We start from the raw sequence: 25,802 nt of genomic DNA on the forward strand, positions 1-25,802 counted from the left end.
CGGCAAGGTGCCTGCCGGGGGAAGCGCCGTCAAACAAGAGCCCTGTGGCCGGACTGACCGCGTCGCCAATGGGCTGAAGCCAAATTTTACCGGGGGATAGTGAGAATCCCGACAAAACGTCGCCTTTTCCTCGTATACCAACAGCATCCTCCCGATATTGCGTGAGCGGGCACCGCAACAGAATCGTGAAAACCTTCATTTCCTGAATAAATTGGCTGGCCTCCCATGGATACGACTCATCTGGCACAACACGCGGGAACCGCCGGGGCGCTGTTCGCGACGATCTTCGTGGTCGCCACCACCACGATGCGGACCATGATCCCGTTGCGGGTGTTCGGCATTCTCGCCAACGTCATCCTGATCCTGACCGCGATCCCGGCCCGCAACTACCTCGTGATGGTGGTGCAGGTGCTGATGCTGCTGGTCAATTCCTATCGCCTGCACCAGATGCTGCAGCTGGTTCGCGACGTGAAGAAATCCGTCAACAGCGACCTGTCGATGGAATGGCTGAAGCCGTTCATGACCGAGCGCGAGTGTGTGGCTGGCGAGATATTGTTTTACAAGGACGAGAAGGCCGAGGACATGCTCTACATCGTCAGCGGCAAGTTCAAGCTGGTCGAATCCGGCATCGTGCTACCGGTGGGCGCCATCGTCGGCGAACTCGGCATGCTGTCGCCGTCGAACATGCGAACCCAGACGCTGGAATGCGTCGAATCCGGCCTGATCCTCAGCGTAAGCTACAGCAAGGTCGAGGAGCTCTACGTACAGAACCCCGCCTTCGGCTTCTACTTCCTGCGTCTGGCAAGTGCCCGGCTGTTTCAGAACATCGAAACGCTGGAGCGGCGGCTTGCCCAGCAGACAGCGTCCGTGGCCGAGCCAAAGCCCGCATAGTGGCCGGGAGAGGGAGCGTGTCAGACCGCGGGATATCGTCGTCGTTGCGCTACCTGTTCGCCGATTTCATCGGTGAGGATGACGGTGCGCCACCGTTCCTGCCTGAGGGATTGCCCAAGCCCGTGGCGGCGGTGGCGAGCGAGGCCATCCACCTTCTGATCGATTACCAAAGCGCCGGCTACGCCCAGCTTTACATCGACAGGCTCAAGCGCTTTGTCGGCAAGAACGGCGTCGACGAGGCAATGCTGACCGACATCGCGCGGCTGATGGCGGCGCGAATGAGTTATGAGGATCCGATCCGGATCGCGCAGCTCAAGCTCTTCGCGCTGGCCGACCTACCCGGCCCGCAGGCGAGGACCGTCGACGTCAGGAAGTTCCGGCTCGATGAGTTGGTCGAAGCACTCCCCGCCGCGATCGCCGAGCTGCCGCTCTATGTGCTGGAATCGGCGGGGTGGGCGCACAAGAACGTCTCGATCCGCTTCAGCGCGGCGAGCTGGTTCGGTATTGCCAGGCTGAAGCTGGAAGCGGGCTTGCGGCGATGGCGGCGGTACTCCGTGCGCTACGCCAGGGAACGGGTTTGGGTGGAGCGCTGGCTGCACATGATCGACCGCAGCCTGACGAGGCAACCCGGCGCGGCGAACGAGATCGTGCGTACCGCGACCATGATCCAGGGCTATGGCGACGTCTATCGCCAGGGCATGGCCGACTGGAACGCGATCATCGACGGCCTTGCCAAGCCGACTTTCGACGGTGTGCTGGCGCTGCCCGATCTCGCCGGGGCGGTGGCGGAAGCCCGTGCTGCGGCGCTGCCGGATCGGCGGCAGGCCGCGCTCAAGCGCAAGATCGCCGAGATCCGTGCGCGGGCTCTCGCGGCTCCGAACGCGGCCTGATTCACGCGCTGTGCGCGGCCTTCACCGCCACGACCTTGTCATCACGGGAAGGCTCGTTTGCCGCAACATCCTTGACGGCGATCTCCTTGGCGGCGTGCCGTTTGAGATGGTCGCGGCGCATGCCGATCTCGTCGCGCACGAATTCATAGCCGAGCTTGAAGGTGTCGAGCCCGTCGCTGGAGAGGGTGCCGTCGCGCAGGCCTATCACCACCCGCCGCAGGGTGGTTTCCAGTTCGTCCTGGAGCTCGTCGAGGGCGTCGAGGGAGGTGGCGTACTCGACGCGTTCGCCGATATCGAGGATGGCGGTCGCAAGCCCGCTCGCCTTCTCCGGCGCGACCCGCGTGATCTTGGCGTAGATGGCGGCAAAGATCGAGCCGATGATGCTCAGCGCCGCCAGGCCGACATACATCAGGTCGCTGTATCGCTCCAGGAACGATTTGATGTCGTCGTTGATGTATTGGGTCGCGCCGGGATGCGCGACGATGAAGGCGTCCTTGTCGGTCGCGGCCGGTTCGATCCTGGAGGCGAAGCCGCTGTCGAGCGCGAGATCGGCCTTGTTCTCGTAGATGATCCGCGCCAGGTCGCTCACGGTCGTGGTCGAAAGCTTGGATTGTGCGACCAGGAGCCATTGCAGCCCGACCGTGTCGAGGTCCTCCTCGGGCACCGCGGGTGAGGCCGACAGCAGGCCGGCGGCCACCGTCTCCTCCGACAAAGCTGGGTATTTTCTCGCGATCGCCTTCGCCGAATCGATCGCGTTCAGAGTGAAGCCGCCGCGCCGGGCGAATTGCTCGTAGCTTCTGTCCTTCACGATCCGCGAGGCGTGCGCGACCTTGACCACGGCGCCGTAACCCGACGCGAACAGCTGGTCGAAGCTGGCGGCGGGCGGCGCCATCTGCACCCGCGCCGCCGCGTCCGGGTTGTCCGACAGGCCGATAATGTTGCGGACCAGCGCGACGCTGCTGTCGCTGTCGGCCTGGACCGCGATCCTCTTTTTCTTCAGCTCCGCAATGGTCTTGATTTTCTTGCCGCCGGGGCTGATCAGCAGAAACACATCGTGCTCGAGGACCGCGAGCGCGCGGGCGCGGGGCGGAATCCTGGCGTCGGTTCGCAATACCGCGAGGTTGGCTTGCCCGCGGTCAAACTGCTGAAGCGCCTTTGCGTTGTCGCCGTTGGGTACGATCTTGAGCAGCAGCCGCGACGAATTGTTCTTCAGCACGGCGGCGAGCCGGGCCGCGAAGCGTGCTTCGGGGCCATGGGCTTCGCCGACGGCAAATACCAGCGTCTCGGAATGACGCAGCCAGGTCCGGCCGCCCCATACCGTCGCGGCGGTCAGCAGCAATGTCAGGATCGAAAACAGCAGGATCTGTGAGCGGTTGTTCTTGACCACCGGCAAGCGTCGGTGCGGTGTTCGCGGATGCGGCGTTGGGGCTCTAGCACTCATGGCTCGTACCCGCGGTATCAGGGACGTTTTGGCCGCTCAACCGGCGCCGCAGGCCGTCCGAATAAACTGGTAAATACCTAGAAAAGAACCACAATTTGCCTGCCGGCGAATAATATCCAGCCCCGGCCGGATTGCAAACCGCCACTTGCGGGTAACCCTACCCCGCTCGGCGGATGGGCGCGTCGTGAGCCCCCGGTATTACCGTTCCGCCACACCGAGGGATTTTCGGGCGGTCCACAGGTGCATTCCGTGCCACGGGGTGTCATAAATGCCGGCATTGTGAATCTTCCGGGTATGACAACAACAATTCGCTGACGGCCCACAACCCGGTTTTTCGCGCATCTTCTGTCCCAGCAAAGGGCGTCAGCTTTGTTGTTTCCTTCGATGTCCTCGACGGTCGCGGTTGGTGCGCTGGTGGGATGGATGTTGCTTCTCACCGTGAAGCACGTCATCGCCGACTTTGTGCTGCAAAACTCCTGGATGGCGATCGGCAAGGACCAGAAGACCGGCTGGGCGCTGCCGCTGCTGGCGCATTGTCTGGTTCACCTCGCGGTAGCGATGGTTCTGATCCTGGTCGTTGCCCCGCGGTTCTGGTTCGTCGCATTGATCGATTTCGTCATTCACATCATCATCGACCGCCTCAAGGGAATCATCGCGTCCTCGTTCGGCGTGACGCTGGAGCAGGCGCATCCGTGGTTCTGGACGCTGATCGGCGTCGATCAGGCGCTACACCACCTGACCGGTTTCGGCCTGGCGATCTTCATGGCGGCGAACTGAGGCCTGAGCGGCCGAATCCGGGTCGGATTCGGATGGCAAGAGCGCTCGAACTCTACCGCCGGCTGTGGTTAACCCTTCATTAGAGACTTGCACGGCATCTTCCGCAAAGGGAGAACCCGTAATGTTTTCAAGTCGCGACGCCTTCGAGAATGATTTCTGCCCGGTCAGGGACGAGTTGCTCGGCGAGATGTACCGCGCCAACGCCAATGGCCTGCCGGTCCTGGTGGAAAGCGTTCCTTCCGAGGTCCGCGCCATGCTGGCGCTGTTCTGCTACCGCCGCAGCCATCTGCACGCGCTGGCCGTCGCCATCGCGGCAAGCTGTGTCGAACGCGAGCTGATTGAGATCGGCGGCCGCGTCGGCTCCACGCTCTACGCGCTGTCGCGCGAACCGGCCGCGCATTCCACCTCGGCCTCCTACGGCGGGCGCAAGCCGATCACGCTTTCGACCAGGCCGCTTTCGTCCTTCAAGCTGATTGAGGATGAAGTCGAGGACGAGGATCTCGCCGAAGCGGTGACGGCGTAAGGGTTAGGTAAATCTCTCGTCGTCGCGGCCAAGCCAACGGGTCGGCGCGAAGCGCCGCCCGATGACAGGCGAAGCGCGAGCTCAGATGTGCAATTGCACATCGGGGGACCCATAGCCACCGGCCTTGGTTGCTACAGAAGGCGGGAGCCACACTGCCTTATCGATAGGTCACGCGGTATGGGTTCCTGCGTTCGCAGGAACGACAGCCAGCGCCGGCAACCCGTGCCGCCTCCGCGCCATGGCGCATTCGGGATCGCCGGGCATGCAGGTGCGACACACCTCGGGCCGCACCGCGTAGATCTGGCACGACGTCATCTCGCCGACCTTGCCGGAGAGCGCCGCGCAGCGGTCGCCCTCGCAGCGCATTCCCGACAGTCCTTCGTTGACGAACTTCTCCGGAATCAGGTCGAGCGCCGTATCGCTTTCGGTGGTGAAGCGCGGCCAATTGGCCGAATAGCTGCAGCAGGCGCCGCAGGCCTGGCAGGGGCTTTCGGCCATGATGGTCGCGCTCATGGGAATAGTGTAGCCGGGAAAGCGTCGGTGCGCGAGAGGGTAGCAGGCTCCAGCCAGAAAGGTCAGGCGTCCTTTGGCGCCTCCCAGACCAGGCTGCGCCGCCATTTCGCCCGCAACAGGTCGCGCCGCTCCGGGTATTTCTCGTCGTGGTACACCGCGTCGATGACGCGGTCGGTGCGAAAGCTGCGGAAATCCTTGCGCAGTTCGCACCACGCCGCCAGCAGCCGCACCGCTTCGAGGTAGCCGATCGCGATCGGCCAGATCGTGCGCCGGCTCTCGCGCCCCTGCTCATCGCGATAGTTCATCGTGATCTTCTTGCCCTCGTGGATCTGGGTCCGCGTCCGCACCATGTCGATTCGGTCGGGCTCCCTTCTCCAACCGGGCCGGGCACGGCTTGCGGGCTCGAGCACGAACGGCCGCAGGCGTTCGGGGACGGTGTCGGCGATTTTCGCCATCAGGTCCTCGGCGGCGCGGGCGAGCACGGGATCGGCATGGCCGGCCACCCATTGCGCGCCGAGCACGCAGGCCTCGATTTCATCGGGGGTGAGCATCAGCGGCGGCAGGTCGAATCCCTTTTCCAGCACATAGCCCATGCCGGCCTCGCCGCGGATCGGCACGCGCTGCTCGATCAGCGTGGCGATGTCGCGATAGATGGTCCGTTTCGAGGTTTCCAGCTCGGCGGCGATCGCATCCGCCGTCAGCGGCTTTCGGGTCCGCCGGAGCACCTGAATGATCTGAAACAGCCGGTCGGCCCGCCGCATCGCTTGTCTCTTTCTAACGGCCAACTGACAGATGCTGACAACATGTTGGCAGCAGGCGTTCTGTATATCCGGACATCACCTCAACTGAAGGGAGTTTGTCCATGACAAATCTCGGCGAAGTTAGCCGCCATCGGCGCCGCCTGCGGCTTGTGAATGTCTGGAGCCTGGCCTCTGAGCAACTGCTTTGTCTTCATAGCGTCAACGCCGACCTGCGCTGGGCGATGTTGGATCTGGCGGTGCGATCGCTCGCGGCAACGTGGTTATTCGCGCAAGCGAAGTTGGTCGTGCTGGTTCGCAGGATGATACGCGACGAGAAGGCACCTTGCACGCCCGGCATTACCGCTGCTGACACCATGGTGGCAGCAGGGAGGCAATAGGATCGGGCGCGTGTTCGGGAGATCGGGATATCCAGCATGATAGTCCTCTATGGCTTTGGCGCCGGCTTCGGCCTGCCGGAGATCAGCCCTTTCGTGACCAAGACCGAGGTCCATCTGAAGATGGCCGGCATTGCCTATCGCAAGGAGAGGGCGAGGCCACCGGCCTCGCCCAAGGGGCAATTGCCCTACATTGTCGACGCCGCCGAAACCATTGCCGATTCAACCTTCATTCGTGCGCACATCGAGGCCAAATACGGTTTCGATTTCGACGCGCCATTCAGCTTGCAGGCGCGCGCGCAGGCCTGGGCGTTCGAACGGATGGTCGAGCACCATGTCTATTGGGCAATGGAGGGCGCGCGCTGGGCCGATGGCGAGAACTTCGCCAGGGGGCCGGCGCATCTCTTCGATGAGGCGCCGGCGCATCTGCGCGAGAAGCTTCGCGAGGACGCGCAGTTTCGCATGGCGGAGAACTATCTGCTCAGCGGGCTCGGCCGCCATGCGCCGGAAGAAGACGTCGATCTTGCGGTTCGCTCGCTGTTTGCGCTGTCGGTCCAGATCGGCGACAAGCCGTTCCTGATGGGCGATACGGCGTGTGGCGCCGACGCCACCGCCTTTGGCGTCCTCGCCGGAATCCTGACGCCGTTCTTCGATTCTCCGCTGCGGCAGCGGACCGAGCAGTTCACAAATCTCACCGCCTATGTCGACCGGATGATGCTGCGATACTATCCGGAGTTCGCCTGGGCGCCGCTGCAGCAAGCCGCCTAGCTCTGGTCCGCGGGAGCGGCCCTTTCCTTCAATGCAGCCAGTTCCGTCTCGAGTTCCGCGATGCGGGCGTCGCGCGAGGCCAGCGCCTGCGCGACGTCGGCGGCGTCGAACTTCTGCGGGATATGCTGCGGGCAATTGGTGTCCCATGCCGAGATCCTGAACAGGATGGCCTGCTCGGGCCGTGCCTTGTAGCCTTGCGGCATCAGCGATTTCACCAACGCCGGATCGTCCTCTATCACGCGCGCATCGCCCCAGATCTTCACGCGCCGGCGATGCGCATAGTCGATCACGAAGATGTACGCTCTCGGGTTCTCCGTGAGGTTGCCTTGCGTGATGTACTGCCGGTTGCCGCTGTAGTCGGCAAACGCGATGGTGTTCTGGTCGAGGATTTTGACAAAGCCCTTCGGCCCGCCACGGTGCTGGACATAGGGCTGGCCGTCCGCCGCGGCGGTCGCGAAGAAGAGGCTGTCGGCTTCGGCGAGGAAGCCCGCGAGATTGTCGTCGATTTTGGTGCGCCAGCCGCCGCCCTGCTCGACGCGGGCGTAGGCGTCGCGCGAGCCCTTGCGGGCCTGCACGGCTTTCACCGCCGGCGTGAACGCGACATCGCGGGAAAAAGGGTGAAGGTCTGACATTCGGGCCTCCCGAAGTCCGGTCGCGCCTGCGGCCGTCCCGGCTCTCAGATAGCCCTATCCGTGAAATCGAACAATTGCGGGGATTGACACCTTACTGTTGCAATATATGAAATAATAACATGGACCGGATCGATGCCATGCGGGCGTTTGTCGCCGTCGCCGACCTCAACGGGTTCGCGCCGGCGGCGCGCAAACTCGGCCTGTCGCCGTCGAACGTGACCCGGCTGATCGCGGCGCTGGAGGGGCGTCTCGGCGCGCGATTGCTGCAGCGAACCACGCGCCAGGTCGCGCTGACCGATGCCGGCGCACGCTACCTGGAGCGCGCCCGCCGCATCGTTAGCGATGTCGAGGAAGCCGAAAGCGCGGCCGAAGGCGAGCGCATCACACCGGGCGGCCGTCTGGTGGTTTCGGCCCCGAACGGGTTTGGCCGGCTTCACGTCAGCCCGGTGATGTCGGGCTATCTGAAACGCTACCCGGACGTCTCTGCCGACCTCAGGCTGTCGGACCGGGTCATCAACCTGGTGGAGGATGGCGTCGATCTGGCGGTTCGGATCGGCCATCTTCCGGATTCCACGCTGGTGGCGCGCCAGGTCGGCCGGATGCGGCGGATCGTGGTGGCCTCGCCGGACTATCTCAAGCGGCGCGGTGAGCCGAAGGCGCCGTCCGCGCTCGCGTCCCACGACACCATCCAGTTCGGCGCCATGACCGCCGCCCCCGACTGGCGTTTCGTCGAGAACGGTCGCGAGGTCCGGGTCGCGATCGCGCCGCGTTTCTCCACCAACAGCGCCGACGCCGCGATCCAGCATGCCGAGCAGGGCGGCGGGCTGACGCGGGTATTGGCCTATCAGGCGGCGGGATCGCTCAAGGCGCGAAGGCTCAGGATCGTGCTCGCGACGTTCGAACCGCCGGCGTTGCCGATCCACATCGTCTACCCGACGTCACGGCTGCTCTCGGCCAAGGTGCGCACCTTTGTCGATCTCGTGACCGAGACGGCCGATTGGCGTTTTGGTTAGGCTGTCATTCCGGGATGGTGCGCCAGCACCAGACCCGGAATCTCGAGATTCTCAGGTGCGCAATTGCGCACCATAGTTCGATGCTTCGCACCATCCCGGAATGACATCATTGCTTCTTCGGCACCACGCGAAACGTCGCGTTGGCCCGTGCGATCACGACCTCGTCCGCCTTGACCAGGCTTTGCGCGAAGCAGATCGTCCTGCCGGTCTTGACCACCTCGCTCTCGACCGCAAGCCATTGCCCGATTTCGGCGGTGCCGACGAAATCGACCGCGAGCCCGATCGTCACCAGCGAGAACGCTCCGCCCATCCGGTGCGCGCAGCTATGGCCCATGGCGTTGTCGGCAAGTGCTGCAATCAGCCCGCCGTGAATCAGGCCGCGCCCGTTGGTATGGGGCCTGGCAAGGCGCAGTCCGATGATGACAGCGTTGTCGGTCCGCTTCGAATACAGCGGCTCCCAGGGGTCGGTCAGCGGGCTCTTGCGGTCGTGTCGCGCGAAACCTTCGGGGATGTCGGTGGCGGACATGTTTGCCTCGCGAGTTTCTCGGCTGCCTCAAACGCCGCCGGGGCCAGCATTTTGCCTTGAACATATAGACCAGTCTATATAGAATTGCGGTGCTGGATCAACGGAGGAACAGATGGCGGCTCCGGCGGGGCATCGCGGCGCGATCGTGCGGGCGGCGGCGACGCTGTTCCGTCGCAACGGCTTTGCCGCGACCGGGATCAACGAGATCGTCGCGGTCAGCGGCGCCCCGAAGGGCTCGCTCTATCACTATTTTCCCGACGGCAAGGACCAGATCGCTGAGGCCGCGATACGTTTCGCCGGCGCCGGCCTCGTCGCGACGCTGGAGAAGCTCGAAAGCGAGCACGACACCGCGGCGTCGATGATCCGGGCCTATTGCAGGCTGCTGGCCGGCTGGATGGCGAAATCGGGCTTTCGCGATGGCTGTCCGATCTCCACCACGCTGCTCGAATCCGCGCCGCAATCGGTCACGCTCACGGCCGCCGGCCGCGAAGCCTTCGCCCTCTGGCGCGCGGTGATTGCCCGTGCGCTGGTTCGCGACGGCTTTGGCAAGGCCGAAGCCAAGCGACTCGCGACGCTCGCGGTGTCGGCGATCGAGGGTGCGCTGATCCTCGCGCGGGTGGAAGCCAGCGCGAGCCCGATTGACGACGTGGCTGGATCGCTCGCCAAAGCGTTTTCGAGCGATCGGGCGGCGGGCTCGCGTCGAGAGAACGGGTCAACGCGAAAGCCGGGAGCCCGAATCTGATTGAATCAGGAAGTTTGCGCGCCGCATGGCGGGCAGGGAGGGGTAGAAATGGCAGATCTGCGCGACCACCTCGATCAAGCCGAACTGGAATCCTTCATCGGCGCCCTGGCGTTCGTGCGGGAATACTCGATCAGTGTCGCCTCGGCGGCGCCAGGACAGGTCGTGATTGAACTGCCGTTCGATGACCGCTTCTCGGGGCCGCCTGGTCAATTCCCGGCATCGCTGGTCGGCACCGCAGGCGACGTGGCGGCGGTCTCGTCCTGCCTGTCGCTGTTGCCGCGGGGCTGGGCGACATCGACGATCGACTTCACGATCAAGATGACCGCCGTCGCCAGGGGCGAGAAGCTGCGGGCGAAGGGGCGGGTGCTGCAGGCCGGCCGCACCAATTCCGTCGGCGCGGCGGATGTCTATATCGTATCGGCGGAGCGGGAGACGTTATGCGGCGCGGTGCTGGCCACCACTCGCAACTTCCAGATCAAGTGAGGGGAAAGCCGGATCGGCTCGCACGGCGGCGTTGTCCGCTACAGTGGCAGCCCGACATAGTTCTCCGACAGTGAAGCCGATGCGGCTTTCGAGCTGACGAGATACTCCAGCTCGGCAAACTGGATGCGCGCGCCGAATTCGCCCTGGTCGGGGAATTTGTGCAGCATCGAGGTCATCCACCAGGAGAACCGCACCGCCTTCCAGACCCGCGTCAGCGCTCTTGCCGAATAGGCGTCAATACCCGCCTCGGATTTCTCGTCGTAGAATTCGCGCAGCGCCTGCGACAGGTAATGCACGTCGCTGGCGGCGAGGTTCAGCCCCTTGGCGCCGGTCGGGGGCACGATATGGGCGGCGTCGCCGGCCAGCAACATCCGGCCGAACCGCATCGGCTCGGCGACAAAGCTGCGCAGCGGCGCGATGCTCTTTTCGATCGAGGGACCGGTGACGAGTTCGTCGACCGCCTTCTGGTCCAGCCGGCGCTTCAGTTCGTCCCAGAAGCGGTCATCCGGCCATTGCGCGATGTCGTCGTCAAGCGGGCACTGCAGGTAGTAGCGGCTGCGGCGCATCGAGCGCATGGTGCAGAGCGCAAAGCCGCGCGCGTGGTTGGAGTAGATCAGTTCGCGGCTGACCGGCGGGGTCTCCGACAGGATGCCGAGCCAGCCGAACGGATAGATCCGCTCGAACGTCTGGATCGCAGGCGGCTTGACGCTGGCGCGGCTGACGCCGTGGTAGCCGTCGCAGCCGGCGATGAAGTCGCAGGCGATCTCGTGGCCAACGCCGTCCTTGCGATAGGTGAGGCGCGGGCGGTCGGTGTCGAAATCATGCGGTTTGACGTCGACGGCCTGGTAGACGGTGGTAAGTCCGGCCGCCTGGCGCGCGTTCATCAGGTCGAGCGTCACCTCGGTCTGGCCGTAGATCATCACGGTCTTGCGGGTGGCGGCGTGCATGTCGATGCGGTGCCTGGCGCCGCCAAAGGCGAGCTCCACGCCGTGGTGAATTAGTCCCTCGCGATGGGCGCGTGCGCCGGCGCCGACCTCGTCGAGCAGCGCCACCGTGCCCTCCTCGAGCAGGCCGGCGCGGATGCGGCCGAGCACATAGTCCGGCGTCTGCCGTTCGACGATGATGTTGTCGATGCCATGGCGGTGAAGTAGTTGCCCTAGCAACAATCCGGCCGGACCTGCGCCGATGATGGCCACCTTTGTCCTCAAGGCCTGCTCCTCTGAAGTGTTGTTGGCCCAAAACCCGACGCGCCACCCGCGGGCTTGCAATGGTGACCGGTACATATCACAGTTTGACAGGTGGGTCGGCGCGAAAACCATGCATCGTCGCTCCGCGACGCGGCGCAGGTTGCGGGCTGGAAATCACCGACGAAGGCCGCTGCGGGCGTATGTTGGCCTTGAAAACGCGGACGATCCAGCTAACAAGGCAAGTAACAATGGCGGGGACCGAAACAGCCCGCATGCCAAGGGGAGGAAGCCCATGAAGAAAGCGTTTCTGGCGCTGCTGCTGGCCGCCGCCGTGACACCGGCGCTGGCGCAGGAAAAGACCTTCGAACTGAAGCTCTCACACTGGGTCCCGGCGTCGCATCCGCTGCAGAAGGCGCTGGAGGACTGGGGTTCGGCGGTCGAGAAGGAATCCGGCGGCACGATCAAGTACAAGGTCTTTCCCGCCCAGCAGCTCGGCAAGGCGTTCGACCATTACGATATGGCGCGCGACGGCATCGCCGACGTCACCTATGTCAATCCCGGCTACCAGCCCGGCCGCTTCCCGGTGATCGGCGCCGGCGAGCTGCCGTTCCTGGTGTCGGACGCCAAGGGCGGCTCGATGTCGCTCGATGCCTGGTACCGCAAATATGCCGACAAGGAGATGAAGGACGTCAAGTTCTGCCTTGGCTTCATCCATTCGCCCTCCTCGTTTCATTCTCGCACCAAGAAGATCGTGGTGCCTGACGACGTCAAGGGCATGAAGGTCCGCCCCGCCCACGCCACCATGGCGAATTTCGTGACCTTGCTCGGCGGCACTAATGTCCAGTCGTCGGCGCCGGAAGTCCGCGACATCATCGAGCGCGGCGTCGCCGACGCCGTCACCTTCCCATGGGGGTCGCTGGTGCTGTTCGGCATCGACAAGGTGACGAAGTTCGACATGGACGCGCCGCTCTACGTCACCACCTTCGCCTTCGTGATGAACAAGGACAAGTACAACCAGATGTCCGACCGGCAAAAGAAGGCGGTAGACAACAATTGCAACACCGAGGCCGCCGGCCGGGTCGGCGAACCCTGGGGAAAATTCGAGGACGCCGGCGTCGAAAAGATCAAGGCGCAGTCCGACCGCGAGGTCTACAAGCTGACGCCGGAGCAGATCGCGCTGTGGAAGAAGGCGGCCGAGCCGCTGGTCAAGACCTGGGGCGAGAGCGTCAGGAAGAACGGCGTCGATCCGGACGCGGCCATGGCGGAGCTTCGCGCATCGCTGACCAAGTACAACGCGCTCGCGCAATGAGAGCGCCGGCTGCGCTCCCTCTTCCGCTCTTGCGGGGGAGGGTCGGGGTGGGGGTGGTGCCGCGAGTCACCCTGTTCGAGCGAAGAGAGCTCCCACCCGCTGCGCCTCGCGCCCGCAAGCGGGAGCGGTAAATTGAGTTTGCGGCTGACACGGTATCACGCTTAGGAACCTCCGGGATGAACCGCGCCTCCATGGATCGCTTCATCGACACCATCGAATGGATTGCGGCCGGATTCGTCGGCATCGTCGCCATCAACATCTTCATCGCAGTGATCCTGCGCAATACGCTGAATTATGCGATCCCGGACTCGTTCGACATCGGGCGCATGCTGCTGGGCATCCTGATCTTCTGGGGCATCGCCGCCACCAGCTATCGCGGTGGCCATATCACCGTTGACCTGGTCTGGGCCAATGTCGGCCCGAGATACCAGCGCATGATCGACGTGTTCGCGACGCTGGTGCTCCTGTTCGTGGTGGCGGTGCAGACCTGGACGCTGTTCGACAAGGTGCGCGGCACCTATAACGACAACGTGCTCACCTTCGACATGCACATGCCGACCTGGCCGTTCTTTGCGGTCGCCTGGGCCGGCGACGCCGCCGCGGTGCTGCTGATCGCGATCCGCACCTGGCGGCTGATCTTCTATCCGGAGCTGATGGACGACGCCAAGATCAAGTCCGTGGAGTAGGCGATGAGCACCGATGCCGTCGCCATCCTGGGGTTTGTCGCGCTGTTTGCGCTGATGCTGCTGCGCGTGCCGGTCGGGATGGCGATGGGCCTCGTCGGCGTCACCGGTTTCGGCTATCTGGTCGGCTTCTCGCCGGCGCTCAAGATGGTCGGCCAGACCTCGATGCGCACGGTGACTGACTATACTTTCGGCGTGATTCCGATGTTCCTGCTGATGGGCGCGTTCGTCAGCAATTCAGGCATGAGCCGCGAATTGTTTCGCGCCGCGAACGGTTTTGTCGGCCATCTGCGCGGCGGGCTCGGCATCGCCACGGTCGCGGCCTGCGGCGGCTTTGCCGCGATCTGCGGCTCGTCGGTGGCGACCGCCGCAACCTTCTCCGCCGTGGCCTATCCGGAAATGCGCCGCTTCGGCTATCCGCAATCCTTTGCCACCGGGGTGATCGCGGCCGGCGGCACGCTGGGGGCTATGTTGCCGCCATCGACCGTGCTGGCGGTTTACGGCATCATCACCGAGCAGGACATCGGCAAGCTGTTCATCGCCGGCATCATTCCCGGCCTGCTCGCCATGCTGATGTACATGGCCACGATCGCCCTGATCGGCTATTTCCGGCCGGGCTTCCTGCCGGTCGGCCCGCAAACCAGCTGGCGCGAACGGTTTGCCGGCGTGAAGAACATCTGGGCGCCGGTGCTGCTGTTCGTCTTTGTGATCGGCGGCCTCTACGGCCTGCCGTTCCTGCCGCGCTTCACGCCGACCGAGGCCGGTGGCGTCGGCGCGTCAGGCGCGCTGCTGATCGGCCTGCTGACCGGGCGGCTCGACCGCGAGAAGATCCTGAACTCGCTGCTGCAGGCGACCCGTACCGCGGCCGCCGTCTTCACCGTGCTGATCGGCGCGCTGATCTTCGGATATTTCCTGACAGTGACGCAGACGCCGCAAAAGGTCACCGAGCTGCTTACCGGCCTCGGGCTCGGCCGCTACGGCATTCTCGCCTTGATCATGGTGATGTATCTCGTGCTCGGCTGCCTGATGGATGCGATGGCCATGATCATCCTGACGGTGCCGATCATCTTTCCGGTGATCGTGCATCTCGGCTTCGACCCGATCTGGTTCGGCATCATCATCGTGATGACGGTGGAGCTTGGCCTGATCCATCCCCCGGTCGGCATGAACGTCTTTGTCATCAAGAGCGTCGTCAAGGACGTCTCGTTCTCGACGATTTTCCGCGGCGTCATCCCGTTCGTGGCCACCGACCTGATCCGGCTGGTGATCCTGATCGCATTCCCGATGCTGGCGCTGTGGCTACCGCAACGGATGGGACATTGATCCAATGATGCCTGTGCTTTCGACCCGATACGTCTTCACCATCACCGCGCGGATCGGCGAGGTGACCTCGGCCGGCGAGATCGGCAGCGGCGTGCGCCGGATCATTCCGATAACCGGCGGCGAAGTGACGGGCGAGGGCATCAACGGGAAGGTCTGCCCCTTCGGTGCGGATTTCCAGATCGTCCGGCCCAACGAGTTGATCGAGCTGGAGGCGAAATATGCCTTCGAGACCGATGACGGCGCGGTGGTCTATGTCGAGAACAAGGGCCTGCGCTTCGGTCCCGTTGAACTCTTGCAGAAGCTCAAGCGCGGCGAACCTGTTGACCCCAGGCTGATCTACTTTCGCACCGTGCCGCGGTTCGAGACCGGGGCTGCGAAGTACCGCTGGCTGATGGAAAACCTGTTCATCGGCTCCGCCGCCCGCCACGCCGACCGCGTCGTCATCGACGTGCATCAGGTGCTGTGAGACGGGGCGCTGTATGCTGCCATATTGACTCCGCTCGAGATCGTTATAAAACATAACTATTCTGGACAGGAAGCAATGTCGTCCATGGGAAACGCTGCCGCAGACCCGCCCGTGGAATCCAGGAGGCGAAGCGCCGCACTCGCGCCTTTCTGGATCGCAAGATTGCAAAAGGCGGAAGCCGAACTGACATGAGCGCCACGCCTGACATCTCAGCCTCGATCGCATCAGCCGCGCCCGGCGCGCCGCCGCTGCGCCCGATTTCGTTCGGCCCTCCCGCCGTGTCGATCGAGCGACGCGGCGACGGCGTCATCTATCTGCGGGCCAAGGCGCGGCTGGGTGACTATCCCGCGCGCCTCACCGACCGGCTGCATCACTGGGCAGAGGTCGCGCCCGATCGCGTCTTCATGGCGGAACGCGATGCCGCGCGCGGCTGGCGGCGGATCACCTATTCGCAGTTGCTGGTATCATCGCGGCGCATCGCATCCGCGCTGCTGGCGCGCGGTCTCTCGGCCGAGAGGCCGGTGGTCATTCTCTCCGGCAATTCGGTCGATCACGCGCTGGTCGCGTTCGGCGCGCTCTATGCCGGCATTCCGTTCTGCCCGATCTCGCCGGCCTATTCGCTGCTGTCGCGCGACTACGGCAAGCTGGGCTATCTGATGAAGCTGTTGACGCCCGGCCTGGTGTTTGCCGACGACGCCGAAAAATTCGCCGATGCGCTGACCGCCACCGTGCCCGGTGGAATCGAGATCGCGGCTTCGCGCGCCGCGGTAGGCGGGCGTGAAGTAACAGGCCTGGCGGACCTGATGGCGACGCCGTTGCATCCACGGCTTGACGCGGCGCACGCGGCCATCGGTCCGGATACGATCGCAAAATTCCTGCTGACGTCGGGATCGACCGGCAACCCCAAGGCCGTGATCAACACCCAGCGCATGCTCTGCGCCAACCAGGTGATGATCCGCGAGACGATGGCGTTTCTCAAGGACGTGCCGCCTGTTATCGTCGACTGGCTGCCATGGAACCACACTTTCGGCGGCAACCACAATATCGGGCTCATCTTGTATAATGGCGGCTCGATGTACCTCGACGACGGCAAGCCGATGCCCGGCGGCATCGAGGAGAGCGTGCGAAACCTGCGGGAGATTTCGCCGACGGTCTATTTCAACGTGCCCAAGGGCTATGAATCGCTGCTGCCGTACCTTCGCGACGACCAGGCGCTGCGCGCGAGCTTCTTCGGCCGGTTGCAGGCGATGTTCTTCTCCGGCGCGGCGATGTCGCCTTACGTCTGGAACAGCTTTGACGAACTGGCGGTCCAGGAAACCGGCTATCGCGTGCCTGTCCTGACCGGCCTTGGCGCCACCGAAACCGCGCCGTTCTTCATGTCGGTCAACCCGCTCACCAGCCGCTCCGGGCATGTCGGACTGCCGGTGCTTGGCAATGACGCCAAGCTCGTTCCCAACAACGGCAAGCTGGAGGTTCGCGCCAAGGGGCCGAACGTCATGCCGGGCTACTGGCGTCAGCCTGACATGACCGCCAAGGCGTTCGACGAGGAGGGCTTCTACCGGCTCGGCGACGCGCTGCGTCCGGCCGATCCCGACAATCTGGATGCCGGGTTCGATTTCGACGGCCGCATCGGCGAGGACTTCAAGCTTGCCAGCGGCACCTGGGTCAGCGTCGGCCCGCTGCGGGCGCGCATGGTCGCGGCCTGCGCGCCCCTGGTGCGCGACGCCGTGATTGCCGGCATCAACCGCGACGAGATATCGGCGCTGGTGGTGCTCGACCTCGATGGCTGCCGCCTGATCAATCCGGCGATTCCGCCCGATGATATCGCCGCCGCCGCCGCGGATCCGCTGGTCCGCGCGGCGTTCCGCGAGCGGCTGCAGAAGCTTTCGGCGGACGCCACGGGTTCGTCGACCCGGATCACGCGGGCGGTTCTGCTTGACGCGCCGCTCTCGATCGACCGCGGCGAGGTCACCGACAAGGGCTCGATCAACCAGCGCGCGGTGCTTGAGAACCGTAGCGGGCTGATCGAGCAGATTTATTCGCCGTCGCCGCCGGCGACGGTGATCACGCCGCAGTGAATTCGAACCAGCGCTCGACCAGGGAGGAGACCATACCCTTGTTCATCAACCGGCGCGACGTGCAGATCCAGTGGGGCGATTGCGACCCCGCCAACATCGTCTACTACCCGCGATACTTCGCGATGTTCGACGATTCGACCTCCATCATGTTCGAAGCCGCCGGCTTCTCCAAGCAGGACATCATCCACAAATATGGCCTGGTCGGCATCCCCATGGTGGATACGCGGGCCAGATTCCACATCCCCTCCACCCATGGCGACTGGATCAGGATCGAAAGCCGGATCGAGGGTTTCAAGCGATCGAGCTTCGAAGTGATCCATAACGTGTTCAAGGCCGAGCGGCTCGCGATCGAGGCGTTCGAGACCCGCGTGCTGGTCGGCCGTCATCCGGACGATCCCGCCCGGCTGAAATCGGCGCCGATGCCGCCGGAGATCGTCGAGCGGTTCATGCGGGGCTGACTCAACCCTCCGCATGACCTAAAGAGAAGGCTGATTTGCATCGCCGACCGCGAATCCGACAAGAACCGACAAGGGAGGAATGAATGAGGAAATCTCTGCTGTCCGCCGCCGCCATCGTCGCGGCCCTTGCCCAGCCGGGCTCGCCGGCCATGGCGCAGGCCAATGAAATCACGATCGGCATCACCATTGCCACGACGGGGCCGGCGGCCGCGCTCGGCATCCCCGAGCGCAACTCGCTGGACTTCGTGCCGAAGGAAATCGGCGGCGTGCCGCTCAAGCTGATCGTGCTCGACGACGGCGGCGACCCGACCGCGGCAACCACCAATGCGCGGCGGTTCGTCACTGAATCGAAGGCCGACATCATCATGGGTTCCTCGACGACGCCGCCGACGGTCGCGGTCTCCACCGTGGCGAACGAGGCCGGGATTCCGCATTTCGGGCTGGCGCCGTTCCCGATCAACGAAGCGCGGGTCAAGTGGTCGGTCGCCATGCCGCAGCCGATCCCGATCATGGGCAAGGTGCTGTACGAGCACATGAAGGCGCACGGCATCAAGACCGTCGGCTATATCGGCTACTCCGATTCCTATGGCGACCTCTGGGCCAACGACTTCAAGGCCCAGGCGGTCCCGATGGGCCTGGCCATGGTCACCGAGGAGCGCTTCGCCCGTCCGGACACCTCGGTCGCCGGCCAGGTTCTGAAGCTGGTCGCCGCCAATCCCGACGCCGTTCTGGTCGGTGCTTCCGGGACCGCGGCGGCGCTGCCGCAGACCACGCTGCGCGAGCGCGGCTACAAGGGCCTGATCTACCAGACCCACGGCGCCGCCAGCATGGATTTCATCCGCATCGCGGGCACGGCGGCGGAAGGCGTGATCATGGCCTCGGGCCCGGTGATGTCGCCGGAATCCCAGCCCGACAGCGCGCTCACCAAGAAGCCGGGGCTGGCGCTCAACACCGCCTATGAGGCCAAGTACGGCGCCAACAGCCGCAGCCAGTTCGCCGGCCATTCCTACGACGCCTTCGAAGTGCTCAAGCGCGTGGTGCCGGTGGCGCTGAAGACCTCAAAGCCGGGCACGCCCGAGTTCCGCGAGGCCATCCGCCAGGCGCTGATCACCGAGAAGGACATCGCCGCCAGCCAGGGCGTCTACAACTTCACCGAAAAGGACCGCTACGGCGTCGACGAACGCGCGCGCATCATCCTGACGGTGAAGGACGGAAAGTACGTCCCGGCGAAGTGACGGCGGGCGCTACGCAAGATGTCCCTTTCGTCATGGCCGGGCTTGTCCCGGCCATCCACGTATTCTCCGGGTGATCGAAGCAAGGAAGTCGATGCCGGCACAAGGCCGGGCATGACGGGAGGGCTAGACCCCGCCCCCCTCGCGCTGAAATCCGAGATAGCTCGCCACCACGCGCGGGTTGGCGGCGATGTCGCTGGCCGGACCCGACAGGATGAACCCGCCGAGCTCCATGACATAGGCGCGGTCGGCAATGCGCAGCGCGGCTTGCGCGTTCTGCTCCACCAGCAGCACCGCGACGCCGGCGGCGCGCAGTTCGCCGATGGTGCGGAAGATGTCGGCGGCGATGATCGGCGCCAGCCCGAGGCTCGGTTCGTCCAGCATCAAAAGCCTTGGCGCGCCCATCAGCGCGCGGCCCATCGCCAGCATCTGCTGCTCGCCGCCGGAGAGCGTGCCGGCGAGCTGCCTGCGCCGCTCCTTCAGGCGCGGAAACAGCGCGTAGACTTTCTCGAACGATGTCGCCGCAACGGCCTTCGGAATCCGGAATGCGCCGAGCTGCAGATTGTCCTCGACATTCATGGTGGCGAACAGCTCACGGTGCTCGGGCACCAGGCTCAGGCCCGCCACGACGCGGTCCTCGATGTCGAGCGGGGTGATGTCGAGGCCGGCGAAAGCGGCGTTTCCCTTCAGCGGCAGGATGCCCATGATCGCGTTCAGCAGCGTCGACTTGCCGGCGCCGTTGGCGCCGATGATGGTGACGATCTCGCCGTCGGCGACCTCGAGCGCAACTCCGCGCACCGCTTCGACCTTGCCGTAGGCGACATGCGCGTCGGCGATCGACAGCAGCGCGCTCATGTGCTCGCTCCGAGATAGGCCTTGATCACCTCGGGATTGGACTTGATCGCCTCCGGCGTGCCTTCGGCAATTCCAGTACCGAAATCCAGCACCACCACGCGGTCGGCCAGGTTCATCACGAATCCCATGTCGTGTTCGACCAGCAGCACTGACATGCCGCCGTCGCGCAACTGCCGCAGCAGGGCGGCGAGCCGCTGCTTTTCCAGGTGCCGCAGGCCGGCGGCCGGCTCGTCGAGCAGCAGCAGCAGCGGGTCGGCGCACAAGGCGCGCGCGATTTCGACGATGCGCTGCTGGCCGAGCGACAGGCTCCCCGCCGGCTGGTCGATCTGGTCGCCAAGGCCGACGCGCTCGATCTGGCGCGCGGCTTCCGCCAGCAGCTTCGCCTCATCGGCCCGGTCGAGCCGCAACATGCTGGCGAGCGCGCCGGCGCTTCCGCGCAGATGCGCGCCGATCGCGACGTTCTCCAGCACCGTCATGTCGGGCACCAGCTTGACGTGCTGAAAGGTTCGGCTGACGCCAAGCCTGACGACTTCCTGCGGCGGCGCATTGTCGACCTTGGTGCCGAGCACGGAGATGCTCCCGCCGGTCGTGGTCAGCACCCCCGTGATCAGGTTGAAGGTCGTGCTCTTGCCGGCGCCGTTGGGGCCGATCAAGGCGACGATCTCGCGCGCCCGGACCTCGAAGGAGACGTCGTTGACGGCGATCACGCCGCCGAACTGCTTGCGCGCCTTTTCGACCCGCAGCAGCGGCGCCGGCGATTCCGCCGCGCGCGCGCGCCGGGCAAGGGCAAGCGAGGTGTCGGGAATCTTGCGCGCCGGCCTGATCGGCAGCCGCGCCATCAGCCACGGCCAGACGCCGGTCGGCGCCAGTTGCAGCAGCACCACCAGCAGGATGCCGAACACGATGGTTTCGAGCTGGCTCTGGCCGCCGAACACCAGCGGCAGATAGCTCTGCAGGATCTCCTTCAGGATCACCACAATGCCGGCGCCGAGCACCGCGCCCCAGACGTGGCCGGCGCCGCCGACCACGGCGATGAACAGATATTCGATGCCGGCATGGGCGCCGAACGGGGTCGGATTGGCGGCGCGCTGGAAATGCGCATAGAGCCAGCCCGACAGGCCCGCCAGCACCGCGGCGTAGATGAACACCAGGAGCTTGGCGCGCGGCGTTTGCACGCCGAAGGCTTCGCCGGCGATGTGGCCGCGCCGCAGCGCGCGGATCGCCCGCCCGGTGCGGGAATCCAAGAGGTTCATGGTCAGCAGCGCCGACACCAGCACCGCGATCCAGATCACAAAGTAGATCGTGCCGGGATCGAGCATCTTCAGGCTGCCGATCGAAAGCGGCGGGATGCCGGAAATGCCGTCGTTGCGGCCAAGGAATTCCAGCTTGCTGAACAGATAGAACAGCCCGATGCCCCAGGCGATGGTGCCGAGCGGCAGATAGTGGCCGGACAATCGCACCGTGACGATGCCGAGCACGACGGCAGCGAGGCCGCTGACCAGCAGCGAGAGCGGCAGCGTCAGCCACGGCGAGACGCCATAGGCGGTGGTCAGGACCGCCGTGGTGTAGGCGCCGAAGCCGCAGAAGGCGGCCTGGCCGAACGAGGTGAGGCCGCCGACGCCGGTCAGCAACACCAGCCCCATCGCCACCAGCGCGGCAAGGCCGATATTGTCGAGCAGCACGATCCAGAACGGCGGCACGCCCGGGATGAACGGAATCGCCGCCATCACCAGCGCGAAGACGACGAGGGGAAGTCGCTGCTGCATCGCCGTCAGTCCTTCTCTTCCTCGACCGCGGGCGCTGCGAGCGAACGCAGCACCAGCACCGGGATGATCAGCGTGAAGACGATGACCTCCTTGAAGTTGCTGGCGTAGAACGAGGAGAACGCCTCGACGCCGCCGACCACGAGGGCCGCGACCGCGGTGAGCGGGTAGCTGACGAGGCCGCCGATGATCGCGGCGATGAAGCCTTTCAGGCCGATCAGGAAGCCGGTGTCGTAATAGAGCGTGGTGATCGGCACGATCAGGATTCCCGAGATCGCGCCGATCAGGGACGCGAGCAGGAAGGCGATCTGTCCCGACAACGTGGTGCGGATGCCGACGAGGCGCGCGCCGAGCCGGTTGACGGCGGTGGCGCGCAGCGCCTTGCCCATCAGCGTGAAGCCGAAGAACAGCCACAGCGCGACGATGAAGGCGATGGTGAGCCCGTAGACGGCCAGACTCTGGCCGGTGAAGCGCAGCGGGCCGATCGTCAGCGCCGCGTTCGACAGCGCCGGCCCGCGCAGGCCCTCGGCGCCGAAGAACACCAGCCCGAGCCCCTGCAGCGCCAGATGGCAGCCGACCGACGCGATCAGCAGCACCAGCACCGAGGTATGGGCGAGCGGCTGGAACGCGATGCGGTAGAGGAACAGCCCGATCGCGGCGACGATCAACAGCGACAGCGCGATGTTGACCGCGATCGGAGTCTTCGGGCCGGCCAGACCGTAAGTCAGGGCCAGGATGACGGCCGGCAAAACGAGGTTGAGGGCAAGCGAGCGAGCGAGCAGCTTCAGCCGCAGCGACCGCCTGTTATCGAACAGATCGAGGGCAAACGACACCGCGCCCATGGCAAGCGCCAGCTTGGCGGTGCCGGGCACCTGGCCGGTCGCCAGCATGGCGTAGCTCAGCGCGCCGTAGGTGACGAACTCGCCCTGCGGAATCAGGATGACGCGGGTGACGGCGAACACCAGCACCAGCGCCAGCCCGAGCAGCGCGTAGATCGCGCCGTTGGTGATGCCGTCCTGCAGCAGGAACAGCATGATCGTCGTGTTCAAGACCGGCGCTCCCCTCGGCGTCGCCGGTCTGAACTCGCGCGGCCGGCGGACCAGTATCTCGGCGGTTGAACAACGCCGATATTTGATATATTCAATAACAATTACCAAATATAACAGCAAGCCCGGGACGCAGGCGGGGCCTTGGGCGCGATGGCGGACTTGAAAGCGATGGCAGTTTCCAGGGCAGCGGCCAATGCCGTCAAGCGTTCGCGAGCGGCGGCCAAGGACCTCGCCACCGATGGGTCGGGAGAGGCCGGGCTGCAGCCGGGTGAATTGGCTGAATTTATCGGCTACCCGCTCAAGCGCGCGCAGCTCAGGATATTCGAGGATTTTCTGCGCTGCGTCGCGCCGCTGCAGCTGACGCCGGCGCAATTTTCGGTGCTGATGCTGCTCGACCGGAATCCCGGCCGTAACCAGACCGAGATAGCCCACACGCTGGGCATCCTGCGGCCGAACTTTGTCGCGATGCTGGACGTGCTGGAGAGCCGCGGGCTCTGCGCCCGGATGCGTTCGGCCAACGACCGTCGCTCCCACATCGTGGTTCTGACCGACAAGGGCAGATCGGTGCTGTCTCGCGCCAGGAAGCTCGCCGCCAAGCACGAGGCGCGGCTCACCGAACTGCTGGGCTCGGCCAACCGCGCGGCGCTGCTTGCGATGCTGTCGAAGATCGCGACGGAGTTTTAGACGACTATTAACACCGTCATTCCGGGATGGTCCGAAGGACCAGACCCGGAATCTCGAGATTCCGGGTTCGATGCTTTGCATCGCCCCGGAATGACGGTGTGTAAAAATCAGGCCGCCGCGATGCGGCCGGGCGAGATTTGCGGCTAGCCGGAAACCCGGACGGGGTCCACCAGCACAACCCTGACGTCGTTGACGTTGGTCAGCGTCGGACCGGTCAGCAGCAGATCGCCGGTGGCGGCAAAGAACGCGGTGGCGTCGTTGTTGGCGAGAAAGGCCGCGGCGTCGAGGCCGAGCGATTTCATCTTCGCAAATGTCGTCTGGTCGATCAGGGCGCCGGCCGGGTCAGCCGCGCTGCCGGCGCCGCCGTCGGCGCCATCGGTATCCGCAGCCAGCGCCGCGATCCCCGGGGTTTCCTTCAAGAGATCCGCGAGCGCCAGCGCATATTCCTGGTTGGGGCCGCCGCGGCCGTTGCCGCGCACGGTCACCGTGAGTTCGCCGCCGGACAGGATCGCAATGCGCTGGCCTTCGCGGTGCGCCTTCAGCGCCAGCCGCGCATGATCGGCGGCAACCTCGCGCGCCTCGCCCTCGAGATCGGCGCCGAGATCGACGATCTGGTATCCCGCATCGCGTGCGACCTTGGCCGCGGCGGCCAGCGAAGCCTTCGGCCGGGCGATGATCTCGAACTGCGCGCGGGCGAAGGCGGGATCGCCGGGCTTGCAGCTCTCGTTGCGGGGATCGTCCAGCGCGCGGCGGACGGCGTCATCGATCGCAAGGTCGTATTTGGCGACCAGCGCGCGGGCGTCGGCCAGCGTCGAGGGATCCGGCACCGTCGGTCCGGATGCAATCGCGGAAGCATCGTCACGCGGCACGTCCGAGATCGCCAGCGTGACGATTTCGGCGCGTTGGCCGGCCCGGGCCAGCCGGCCGCCCTTGATCCGCGACAGATGCTTGCGGACGATGTTGATCTCGCCGATCGGTGCGCCCGAACGCAAAAGCGCGCGGGTCACCTGCTGCTTCTGCGCGAACGAAACCCCTTCGACCGGCGCGGTCCAGTTGGCGGAGCCGCCGCCGGACAGCAGCACCAGGAGCAGGTCGTCCGCGCTCGCCTCGGAGGCGAGACGCAGGGTGTCGTCGGCGGCTTTCAGCCCGGCCTCGTCGGGCACGGGATGGCCGGCCTCGATCACCTTGATCCGCCGTGTCGGCACGCCATGGCCGTGCCGGGTGGTGGCGATGCCGGTCAGCCGCGCCGGGTCGAGCGTCAGCGCGTCGAGGTAATGCCGTTCGGCCGCCGCCGCCATGGCCGCGGCCCCCTTGCCGGCGGCGAGGCAGATCACGCGGCCTTTCGGCGCCGGGCGCAAATGCGCCGACAGCACGACGTCGGGATGCGCGGCCGCGACGGCGGCGTCGAAGATCGCGCGCAACAGGGGACGGCGGTCGGTCATGTCTGCACCAGATTTGCGTCGCAGGACGCCTGCAAGCGCGATGGGGACGCGCGTTTATCCATCCAATCGTCGCAAAAGAAAACCCCCGCGGGATGCCCGCGGGGGCGGATTCTTCCGGCCCATGAAAGGGGCCAGCGGATCAAGAAAGGGCTAGCCGCCGACGTCGCCGGAAAGCACTTCGCCGAAGCGTTCCCAGGTTTCGCCCTTGAACTTCATCAGCTGCATCTGCGAGATCGGGGCAAAGTCGGTCGCCGAGGTGTTGACCTTGATGCCGGGCAACAGGCCGCCGAGTTCGAGATCCTTGATGCTGGCCGCCTGCTTCATGACGTTGGCGCGGGTAAGGTCGTCGCCGCACGCCTTCAGCACATGCACGAGGCCCTGGGCGACGGTATAGCCGTACATGACCGAGGCGTCGGAGCGGTTGGCTTCCGGATAGTACTTGTCCAGGAACTTGTTCCACTCGATCATCCCGGCGTCCTTCTCCCACTGCTTGTCGGTGGCATCCTTGAGGTATGCGGAGGAGATGATGTCCTGCGAGTTCTCGAACCCGGCCGGCTTCATCACGCTGCCGACCGAAGCCGAGACGTTGTTGAGGAAGTGCATCGGCTTCCAGCCGATCTCGCTCATCTTCTTGATCGACTGCGCCGCGAATTTCGGCGTGGTGACGTTGAAGAACACGTCGGCGTTCAGTGACTTCAGCTTGACGATGTTCGAGTCGATGGTCGGCTGCGAGACTTCGTAGCTCTCTTCGGCAATGATCATCGACGCGGCCTTGGCGCCGAGCCCGTCCTTCAGGCCCTTCAAGTAGTCCTTGCCGTAATCGTCGTTCTGGTAGAGCACCGCGATCTTGGCGTCCGGCTTGTTCTTCAGGATGTACTTGGCATAGATCGCCGCTTCGCTCTGGTAGTTGGGCTGCCAGCCCATCGTCCAGGGGAATTC

28 protein-coding genes are annotated in these 25,802 nt (G+C 65.0%); 17 read left to right on the plus strand and 11 right to left on the minus strand.

Features of this window, described 5'->3' with window-relative positions; all coding sequences use genetic code 11:
- Positions 1–225 precede the first annotated feature (225 nt).
- Both Q0D31_RS15085 and Q0D31_RS15090 read left to right on the plus strand, forming a co-directional pair.
- Positions 226–891, plus strand: coding sequence for a cyclic nucleotide-binding domain-containing protein (locus Q0D31_RS15085; protein ID WP_291852346.1), 666 nt, complete (start codon positions 226–228; stop codon positions 889–891).
- A 17-nt stretch (positions 892–908) separates the two neighbouring features.
- Positions 909–1,781, plus strand: coding sequence for a DUF6537 domain-containing protein (locus Q0D31_RS15090; protein WP_291852349.1), 873 nt, complete (start codon positions 909–911; stop codon positions 1,779–1,781).
- A gap of 1 nt (position 1,782) precedes the next feature.
- Here Q0D31_RS15090 and Q0D31_RS15095 read toward each other — a convergent pair whose 3' ends face one another.
- Positions 1,783–3,222, minus strand: a complete 1,440-nt coding sequence (locus tag Q0D31_RS15095) for a TAXI family TRAP transporter solute-binding subunit (RefSeq protein WP_291852352.1) — start codon at positions 3,220–3,222, stop codon at positions 1,783–1,785.
- 423 nt (positions 3,223–3,645) lie between these two features.
- Between Q0D31_RS15095 and Q0D31_RS15100 the strand changes: the two genes are divergently transcribed.
- Both Q0D31_RS15100 and Q0D31_RS15105 read left to right on the plus strand, forming a co-directional pair.
- Complete coding sequence (locus tag Q0D31_RS15100; RefSeq protein ID WP_291852449.1) at positions 3,646–3,999, plus strand: DUF3307 domain-containing protein; 354 nt, start codon at positions 3,646–3,648, stop codon at positions 3,997–3,999.
- Between the two features lie 121 nt (positions 4,000–4,120).
- Positions 4,121–4,522: a hypothetical protein gene (locus tag Q0D31_RS15105; protein WP_291852354.1), complete on the plus strand. Its 402-nt coding sequence runs from the start codon at positions 4,121–4,123 to the stop codon at positions 4,520–4,522.
- 168 nt (positions 4,523–4,690) lie between these two features.
- Here the strand turns inward: Q0D31_RS15105 and Q0D31_RS15110 are convergent, their stop codons facing one another.
- Together Q0D31_RS15110 and Q0D31_RS15115 are read right to left on the minus strand one after the other, a co-directional pair.
- Positions 4,691–5,035: a YkgJ family cysteine cluster protein gene (locus Q0D31_RS15110; RefSeq protein WP_291852357.1), complete on the minus strand. Its 345-nt coding sequence runs from the start codon at positions 5,033–5,035 to the stop codon at positions 4,691–4,693.
- Between the two features lie 62 nt (positions 5,036–5,097).
- Positions 5,098–5,796 (minus strand): YafY family protein, encoded by a 699-nt coding sequence (locus Q0D31_RS15115; RefSeq protein ID WP_291852359.1) that lies wholly within the window; start codon positions 5,794–5,796, stop codon positions 5,098–5,100.
- A 101-nt stretch (positions 5,797–5,897) separates the two neighbouring features.
- On the opposite strand from Q0D31_RS15115, the gene Q0D31_RS15120 reads away from it, so the two are divergent.
- Positions 5,898–6,173, plus strand: coding sequence for a hypothetical protein (locus Q0D31_RS15120; RefSeq protein ID WP_291852361.1), 276 nt, complete (start codon positions 5,898–5,900; stop codon positions 6,171–6,173).
- A gap of 36 nt (positions 6,174–6,209) precedes the next feature.
- Entirely contained in the window at positions 6,210–6,938 is a 729-nt protein-coding gene (locus Q0D31_RS15125) for a glutathione S-transferase family protein (protein WP_291852363.1), read from the plus strand.
- On the opposite strand, the gene Q0D31_RS15130 is transcribed toward Q0D31_RS15125, so the two are convergent.
- Positions 6,935–7,570 (minus strand): pyridoxamine 5'-phosphate oxidase family protein, encoded by a 636-nt coding sequence (locus tag Q0D31_RS15130; RefSeq protein ID WP_291852365.1) that lies wholly within the window; start codon positions 7,568–7,570, stop codon positions 6,935–6,937. The two genes, Q0D31_RS15125 and Q0D31_RS15130, sit on opposite strands and share 4 nt — an antisense overlap.
- Positions 7,571–7,689: 119 nt before the next feature.
- Between Q0D31_RS15130 and Q0D31_RS15135 the strand changes: the two genes are divergently transcribed.
- On the plus strand, positions 7,690–8,583 hold the full coding sequence (locus Q0D31_RS15135) for a LysR family transcriptional regulator (RefSeq protein ID WP_291852367.1): 894 nt from the start codon (positions 7,690–7,692) through the stop codon (positions 8,581–8,583).
- Positions 8,584–8,689: 106 nt separating this feature from the next.
- Here Q0D31_RS15135 and Q0D31_RS15140 read toward each other — a convergent pair whose 3' ends face one another.
- Positions 8,690–9,109 (minus strand): PaaI family thioesterase, encoded by a 420-nt coding sequence (locus Q0D31_RS15140; protein ID WP_291852369.1) that lies wholly within the window; start codon positions 9,107–9,109, stop codon positions 8,690–8,692.
- A gap of 112 nt (positions 9,110–9,221) precedes the next feature.
- On the opposite strand from Q0D31_RS15140, the gene Q0D31_RS15145 reads away from it, so the two are divergent.
- Complete coding sequence (locus Q0D31_RS15145) at positions 9,222–9,851, plus strand: TetR/AcrR family transcriptional regulator (RefSeq protein WP_291852372.1); 630 nt, start codon at positions 9,222–9,224, stop codon at positions 9,849–9,851.
- 48 nt (positions 9,852–9,899) lie between these two features.
- Positions 9,900–10,334 carry a PaaI family thioesterase gene (locus Q0D31_RS15150; RefSeq protein ID WP_291852374.1) on the plus strand — a complete coding sequence of 145 codons (435 nt, stop codon included), beginning with the start codon at positions 9,900–9,902 and terminating at the stop codon, positions 10,332–10,334.
- Positions 10,335–10,372: 38 nt separating this feature from the next.
- Here Q0D31_RS15150 and pobA read toward each other — a convergent pair whose 3' ends face one another.
- A complete protein-coding gene (gene pobA, locus Q0D31_RS15155; protein WP_291852376.1) occupies positions 10,373–11,542 on the minus strand; it encodes a 4-hydroxybenzoate 3-monooxygenase in 1,170 nt (389 codons plus the stop codon).
- 271 nt (positions 11,543–11,813) lie between these two features.
- On the opposite strand from pobA, the gene Q0D31_RS15160 reads away from it, so the two are divergent.
- The 7 genes from Q0D31_RS15160 to Q0D31_RS15190 all read left to right on the plus strand — a co-directional run bounded on the left by Q0D31_RS15160 (position 11,814) and on the right by Q0D31_RS15190 (position 19,073).
- Positions 11,814–12,830, plus strand: a complete 1,017-nt coding sequence (locus Q0D31_RS15160) for a TRAP transporter substrate-binding protein (protein ID WP_291852377.1) — start codon at positions 11,814–11,816, stop codon at positions 12,828–12,830.
- A gap of 176 nt (positions 12,831–13,006) precedes the next feature.
- Complete coding sequence (locus Q0D31_RS15165; RefSeq protein WP_291852380.1) at positions 13,007–13,516, plus strand: TRAP transporter small permease; 510 nt, start codon at positions 13,007–13,009, stop codon at positions 13,514–13,516.
- 3 nt (positions 13,517–13,519) lie between these two features.
- Positions 13,520–14,836, plus strand: a complete 1,317-nt coding sequence (locus tag Q0D31_RS15170; protein ID WP_291852383.1) for a TRAP transporter large permease — start codon at positions 13,520–13,522, stop codon at positions 14,834–14,836.
- Positions 14,837–14,840: 4 nt separating this feature from the next.
- A complete protein-coding gene (locus Q0D31_RS15175) occupies positions 14,841–15,302 on the plus strand; it encodes a DUF3237 domain-containing protein (protein ID WP_291852386.1) in 462 nt (153 codons plus the stop codon).
- 188 nt (positions 15,303–15,490) lie between these two features.
- A complete protein-coding gene (locus Q0D31_RS15180; RefSeq protein WP_291852388.1) occupies positions 15,491–17,380 on the plus strand; it encodes a feruloyl-CoA synthase in 1,890 nt (629 codons plus the stop codon).
- A 38-nt stretch (positions 17,381–17,418) separates the two neighbouring features.
- The gene (locus tag Q0D31_RS15185) at positions 17,419–17,838 is read left to right on the plus strand and encodes a thioesterase family protein (protein ID WP_291852452.1); all 420 of its coding nucleotides are present in this window, start codon (positions 17,419–17,421) and stop codon (positions 17,836–17,838) included.
- Positions 17,839–17,921: 83 nt separating this feature from the next.
- Entirely contained in the window at positions 17,922–19,073 is a 1,152-nt protein-coding gene (locus Q0D31_RS15190; RefSeq protein ID WP_291852391.1) for an ABC transporter substrate-binding protein, read from the plus strand.
- A 123-nt stretch (positions 19,074–19,196) separates the two neighbouring features.
- Here the strand turns inward: Q0D31_RS15190 and Q0D31_RS15195 are convergent, their stop codons facing one another.
- The 3 genes from Q0D31_RS15195 to Q0D31_RS15205 are packed head-to-tail and all read right to left on the minus strand — an operon-like array spanning position 19,197 to position 22,737.
- Positions 19,197–19,925, minus strand: a complete 729-nt coding sequence (locus Q0D31_RS15195; protein ID WP_291852395.1) for an ABC transporter ATP-binding protein — start codon at positions 19,923–19,925, stop codon at positions 19,197–19,199.
- Positions 19,922–21,691 carry a branched-chain amino acid ABC transporter ATP-binding protein/permease gene (locus Q0D31_RS15200; RefSeq protein WP_291852398.1) on the minus strand — a complete coding sequence of 590 codons (1,770 nt, stop codon included), beginning with the start codon at positions 21,689–21,691 and terminating at the stop codon, positions 19,922–19,924. Before Q0D31_RS15200 ends, Q0D31_RS15195 begins: the two co-directional genes overlap by 4 nt.
- 5 nt (positions 21,692–21,696) lie before the next feature.
- Positions 21,697–22,737, minus strand: coding sequence for a branched-chain amino acid ABC transporter permease (locus Q0D31_RS15205; RefSeq protein WP_291852402.1), 1,041 nt, complete (start codon positions 22,735–22,737; stop codon positions 21,697–21,699).
- Positions 22,738–22,905: 168 nt separating this feature from the next.
- Between Q0D31_RS15205 and Q0D31_RS15210 the strand changes: the two genes are divergently transcribed.
- Positions 22,906–23,421, plus strand: coding sequence for a MarR family transcriptional regulator (locus tag Q0D31_RS15210; protein ID WP_291852404.1), 516 nt, complete (start codon positions 22,906–22,908; stop codon positions 23,419–23,421).
- A 143-nt stretch (positions 23,422–23,564) separates the two neighbouring features.
- Here Q0D31_RS15210 and Q0D31_RS15215 read toward each other — a convergent pair whose 3' ends face one another.
- Complete coding sequence (locus Q0D31_RS15215) at positions 23,565–24,863, minus strand: DUF4147 domain-containing protein (protein ID WP_291852407.1); 1,299 nt, start codon at positions 24,861–24,863, stop codon at positions 23,565–23,567.
- A gap of 150 nt (positions 24,864–25,013) precedes the next feature.
- On the minus strand, positions 25,014–25,802 hold a 789-nt coding region (locus Q0D31_RS15220; protein ID WP_291852410.1), incomplete at its 5' end, for an ABC transporter substrate-binding protein.

The organism is Bradyrhizobium sp., from assembly GCF_022844465.1.
GTDB lineage: Bacteria > Pseudomonadota > Alphaproteobacteria > Rhizobiales > Xanthobacteraceae > Bradyrhizobium.

Excerpts from the sequence above, each read along its gene's own strand:
- Q0D31_RS15085 (WP_291852346.1), top strand. The coding sequence starts at position 226 with ATGGATACGACTCATCTGGCACAACACGCGGGAACCGCCGGGGCGCTG.
- Q0D31_RS15095 (WP_291852352.1), bottom strand. The coding sequence starts at position 3,222 with ATGAGTGCTAGAGCCCCAACGCCGCATCCGCGAACACCGCACCGACGC.
- Q0D31_RS15100 (WP_291852449.1), top strand. The coding sequence starts at position 3,646 with ATGTTGCTTCTCACCGTGAAGCACGTCATCGCCGACTTTGTGCTGCAA.
- Q0D31_RS15105 (WP_291852354.1), top strand. The coding sequence starts at position 4,121 with ATGTTTTCAAGTCGCGACGCCTTCGAGAATGATTTCTGCCCGGTCAGG.
- Q0D31_RS15110 (WP_291852357.1), bottom strand. The coding sequence starts at position 5,035 with ATGAGCGCGACCATCATGGCCGAAAGCCCCTGCCAGGCCTGCGGCGCC.
- Q0D31_RS15115 (WP_291852359.1), bottom strand. The coding sequence starts at position 5,796 with ATGCGGCGGGCCGACCGGCTGTTTCAGATCATTCAGGTGCTCCGGCGG.
- Q0D31_RS15120 (WP_291852361.1), top strand. The coding sequence starts at position 5,898 with ATGACAAATCTCGGCGAAGTTAGCCGCCATCGGCGCCGCCTGCGGCTT.
- Q0D31_RS15125 (WP_291852363.1), top strand. The coding sequence starts at position 6,210 with ATGATAGTCCTCTATGGCTTTGGCGCCGGCTTCGGCCTGCCGGAGATC.
- Q0D31_RS15130 (WP_291852365.1), bottom strand. The coding sequence starts at position 7,570 with ATGTCAGACCTTCACCCTTTTTCCCGCGATGTCGCGTTCACGCCGGCG.
- Q0D31_RS15135 (WP_291852367.1), top strand. The coding sequence starts at position 7,690 with ATGGACCGGATCGATGCCATGCGGGCGTTTGTCGCCGTCGCCGACCTC.
- Q0D31_RS15140 (WP_291852369.1), bottom strand. The coding sequence starts at position 9,109 with ATGTCCGCCACCGACATCCCCGAAGGTTTCGCGCGACACGACCGCAAG.
- Q0D31_RS15145 (WP_291852372.1), top strand. The coding sequence starts at position 9,222 with ATGGCGGCTCCGGCGGGGCATCGCGGCGCGATCGTGCGGGCGGCGGCG.
- Q0D31_RS15150 (WP_291852374.1), top strand. The coding sequence starts at position 9,900 with ATGGCAGATCTGCGCGACCACCTCGATCAAGCCGAACTGGAATCCTTC.
- Q0D31_RS15160 (WP_291852377.1), top strand. The coding sequence starts at position 11,814 with ATGAAGAAAGCGTTTCTGGCGCTGCTGCTGGCCGCCGCCGTGACACCG.
- Q0D31_RS15165 (WP_291852380.1), top strand. The coding sequence starts at position 13,007 with ATGAACCGCGCCTCCATGGATCGCTTCATCGACACCATCGAATGGATT.
- Q0D31_RS15170 (WP_291852383.1), top strand. The coding sequence starts at position 13,520 with ATGAGCACCGATGCCGTCGCCATCCTGGGGTTTGTCGCGCTGTTTGCG.
- Q0D31_RS15175 (WP_291852386.1), top strand. The coding sequence starts at position 14,841 with ATGATGCCTGTGCTTTCGACCCGATACGTCTTCACCATCACCGCGCGG.
- Q0D31_RS15180 (WP_291852388.1), top strand. The coding sequence starts at position 15,491 with ATGAGCGCCACGCCTGACATCTCAGCCTCGATCGCATCAGCCGCGCCC.
- Q0D31_RS15190 (WP_291852391.1), top strand. The coding sequence starts at position 17,922 with ATGAGGAAATCTCTGCTGTCCGCCGCCGCCATCGTCGCGGCCCTTGCC.
- Q0D31_RS15195 (WP_291852395.1), bottom strand. The coding sequence starts at position 19,925 with ATGAGCGCGCTGCTGTCGATCGCCGACGCGCATGTCGCCTACGGCAAG.
- Q0D31_RS15200 (WP_291852398.1), bottom strand. The coding sequence starts at position 21,691 with ATGCAGCAGCGACTTCCCCTCGTCGTCTTCGCGCTGGTGATGGCGGCG.
- Q0D31_RS15210 (WP_291852404.1), top strand. The coding sequence starts at position 22,906 with ATGGCAGTTTCCAGGGCAGCGGCCAATGCCGTCAAGCGTTCGCGAGCG.
- Q0D31_RS15215 (WP_291852407.1), bottom strand. The coding sequence starts at position 24,863 with ATGACCGACCGCCGTCCCCTGTTGCGCGCGATCTTCGACGCCGCCGTC.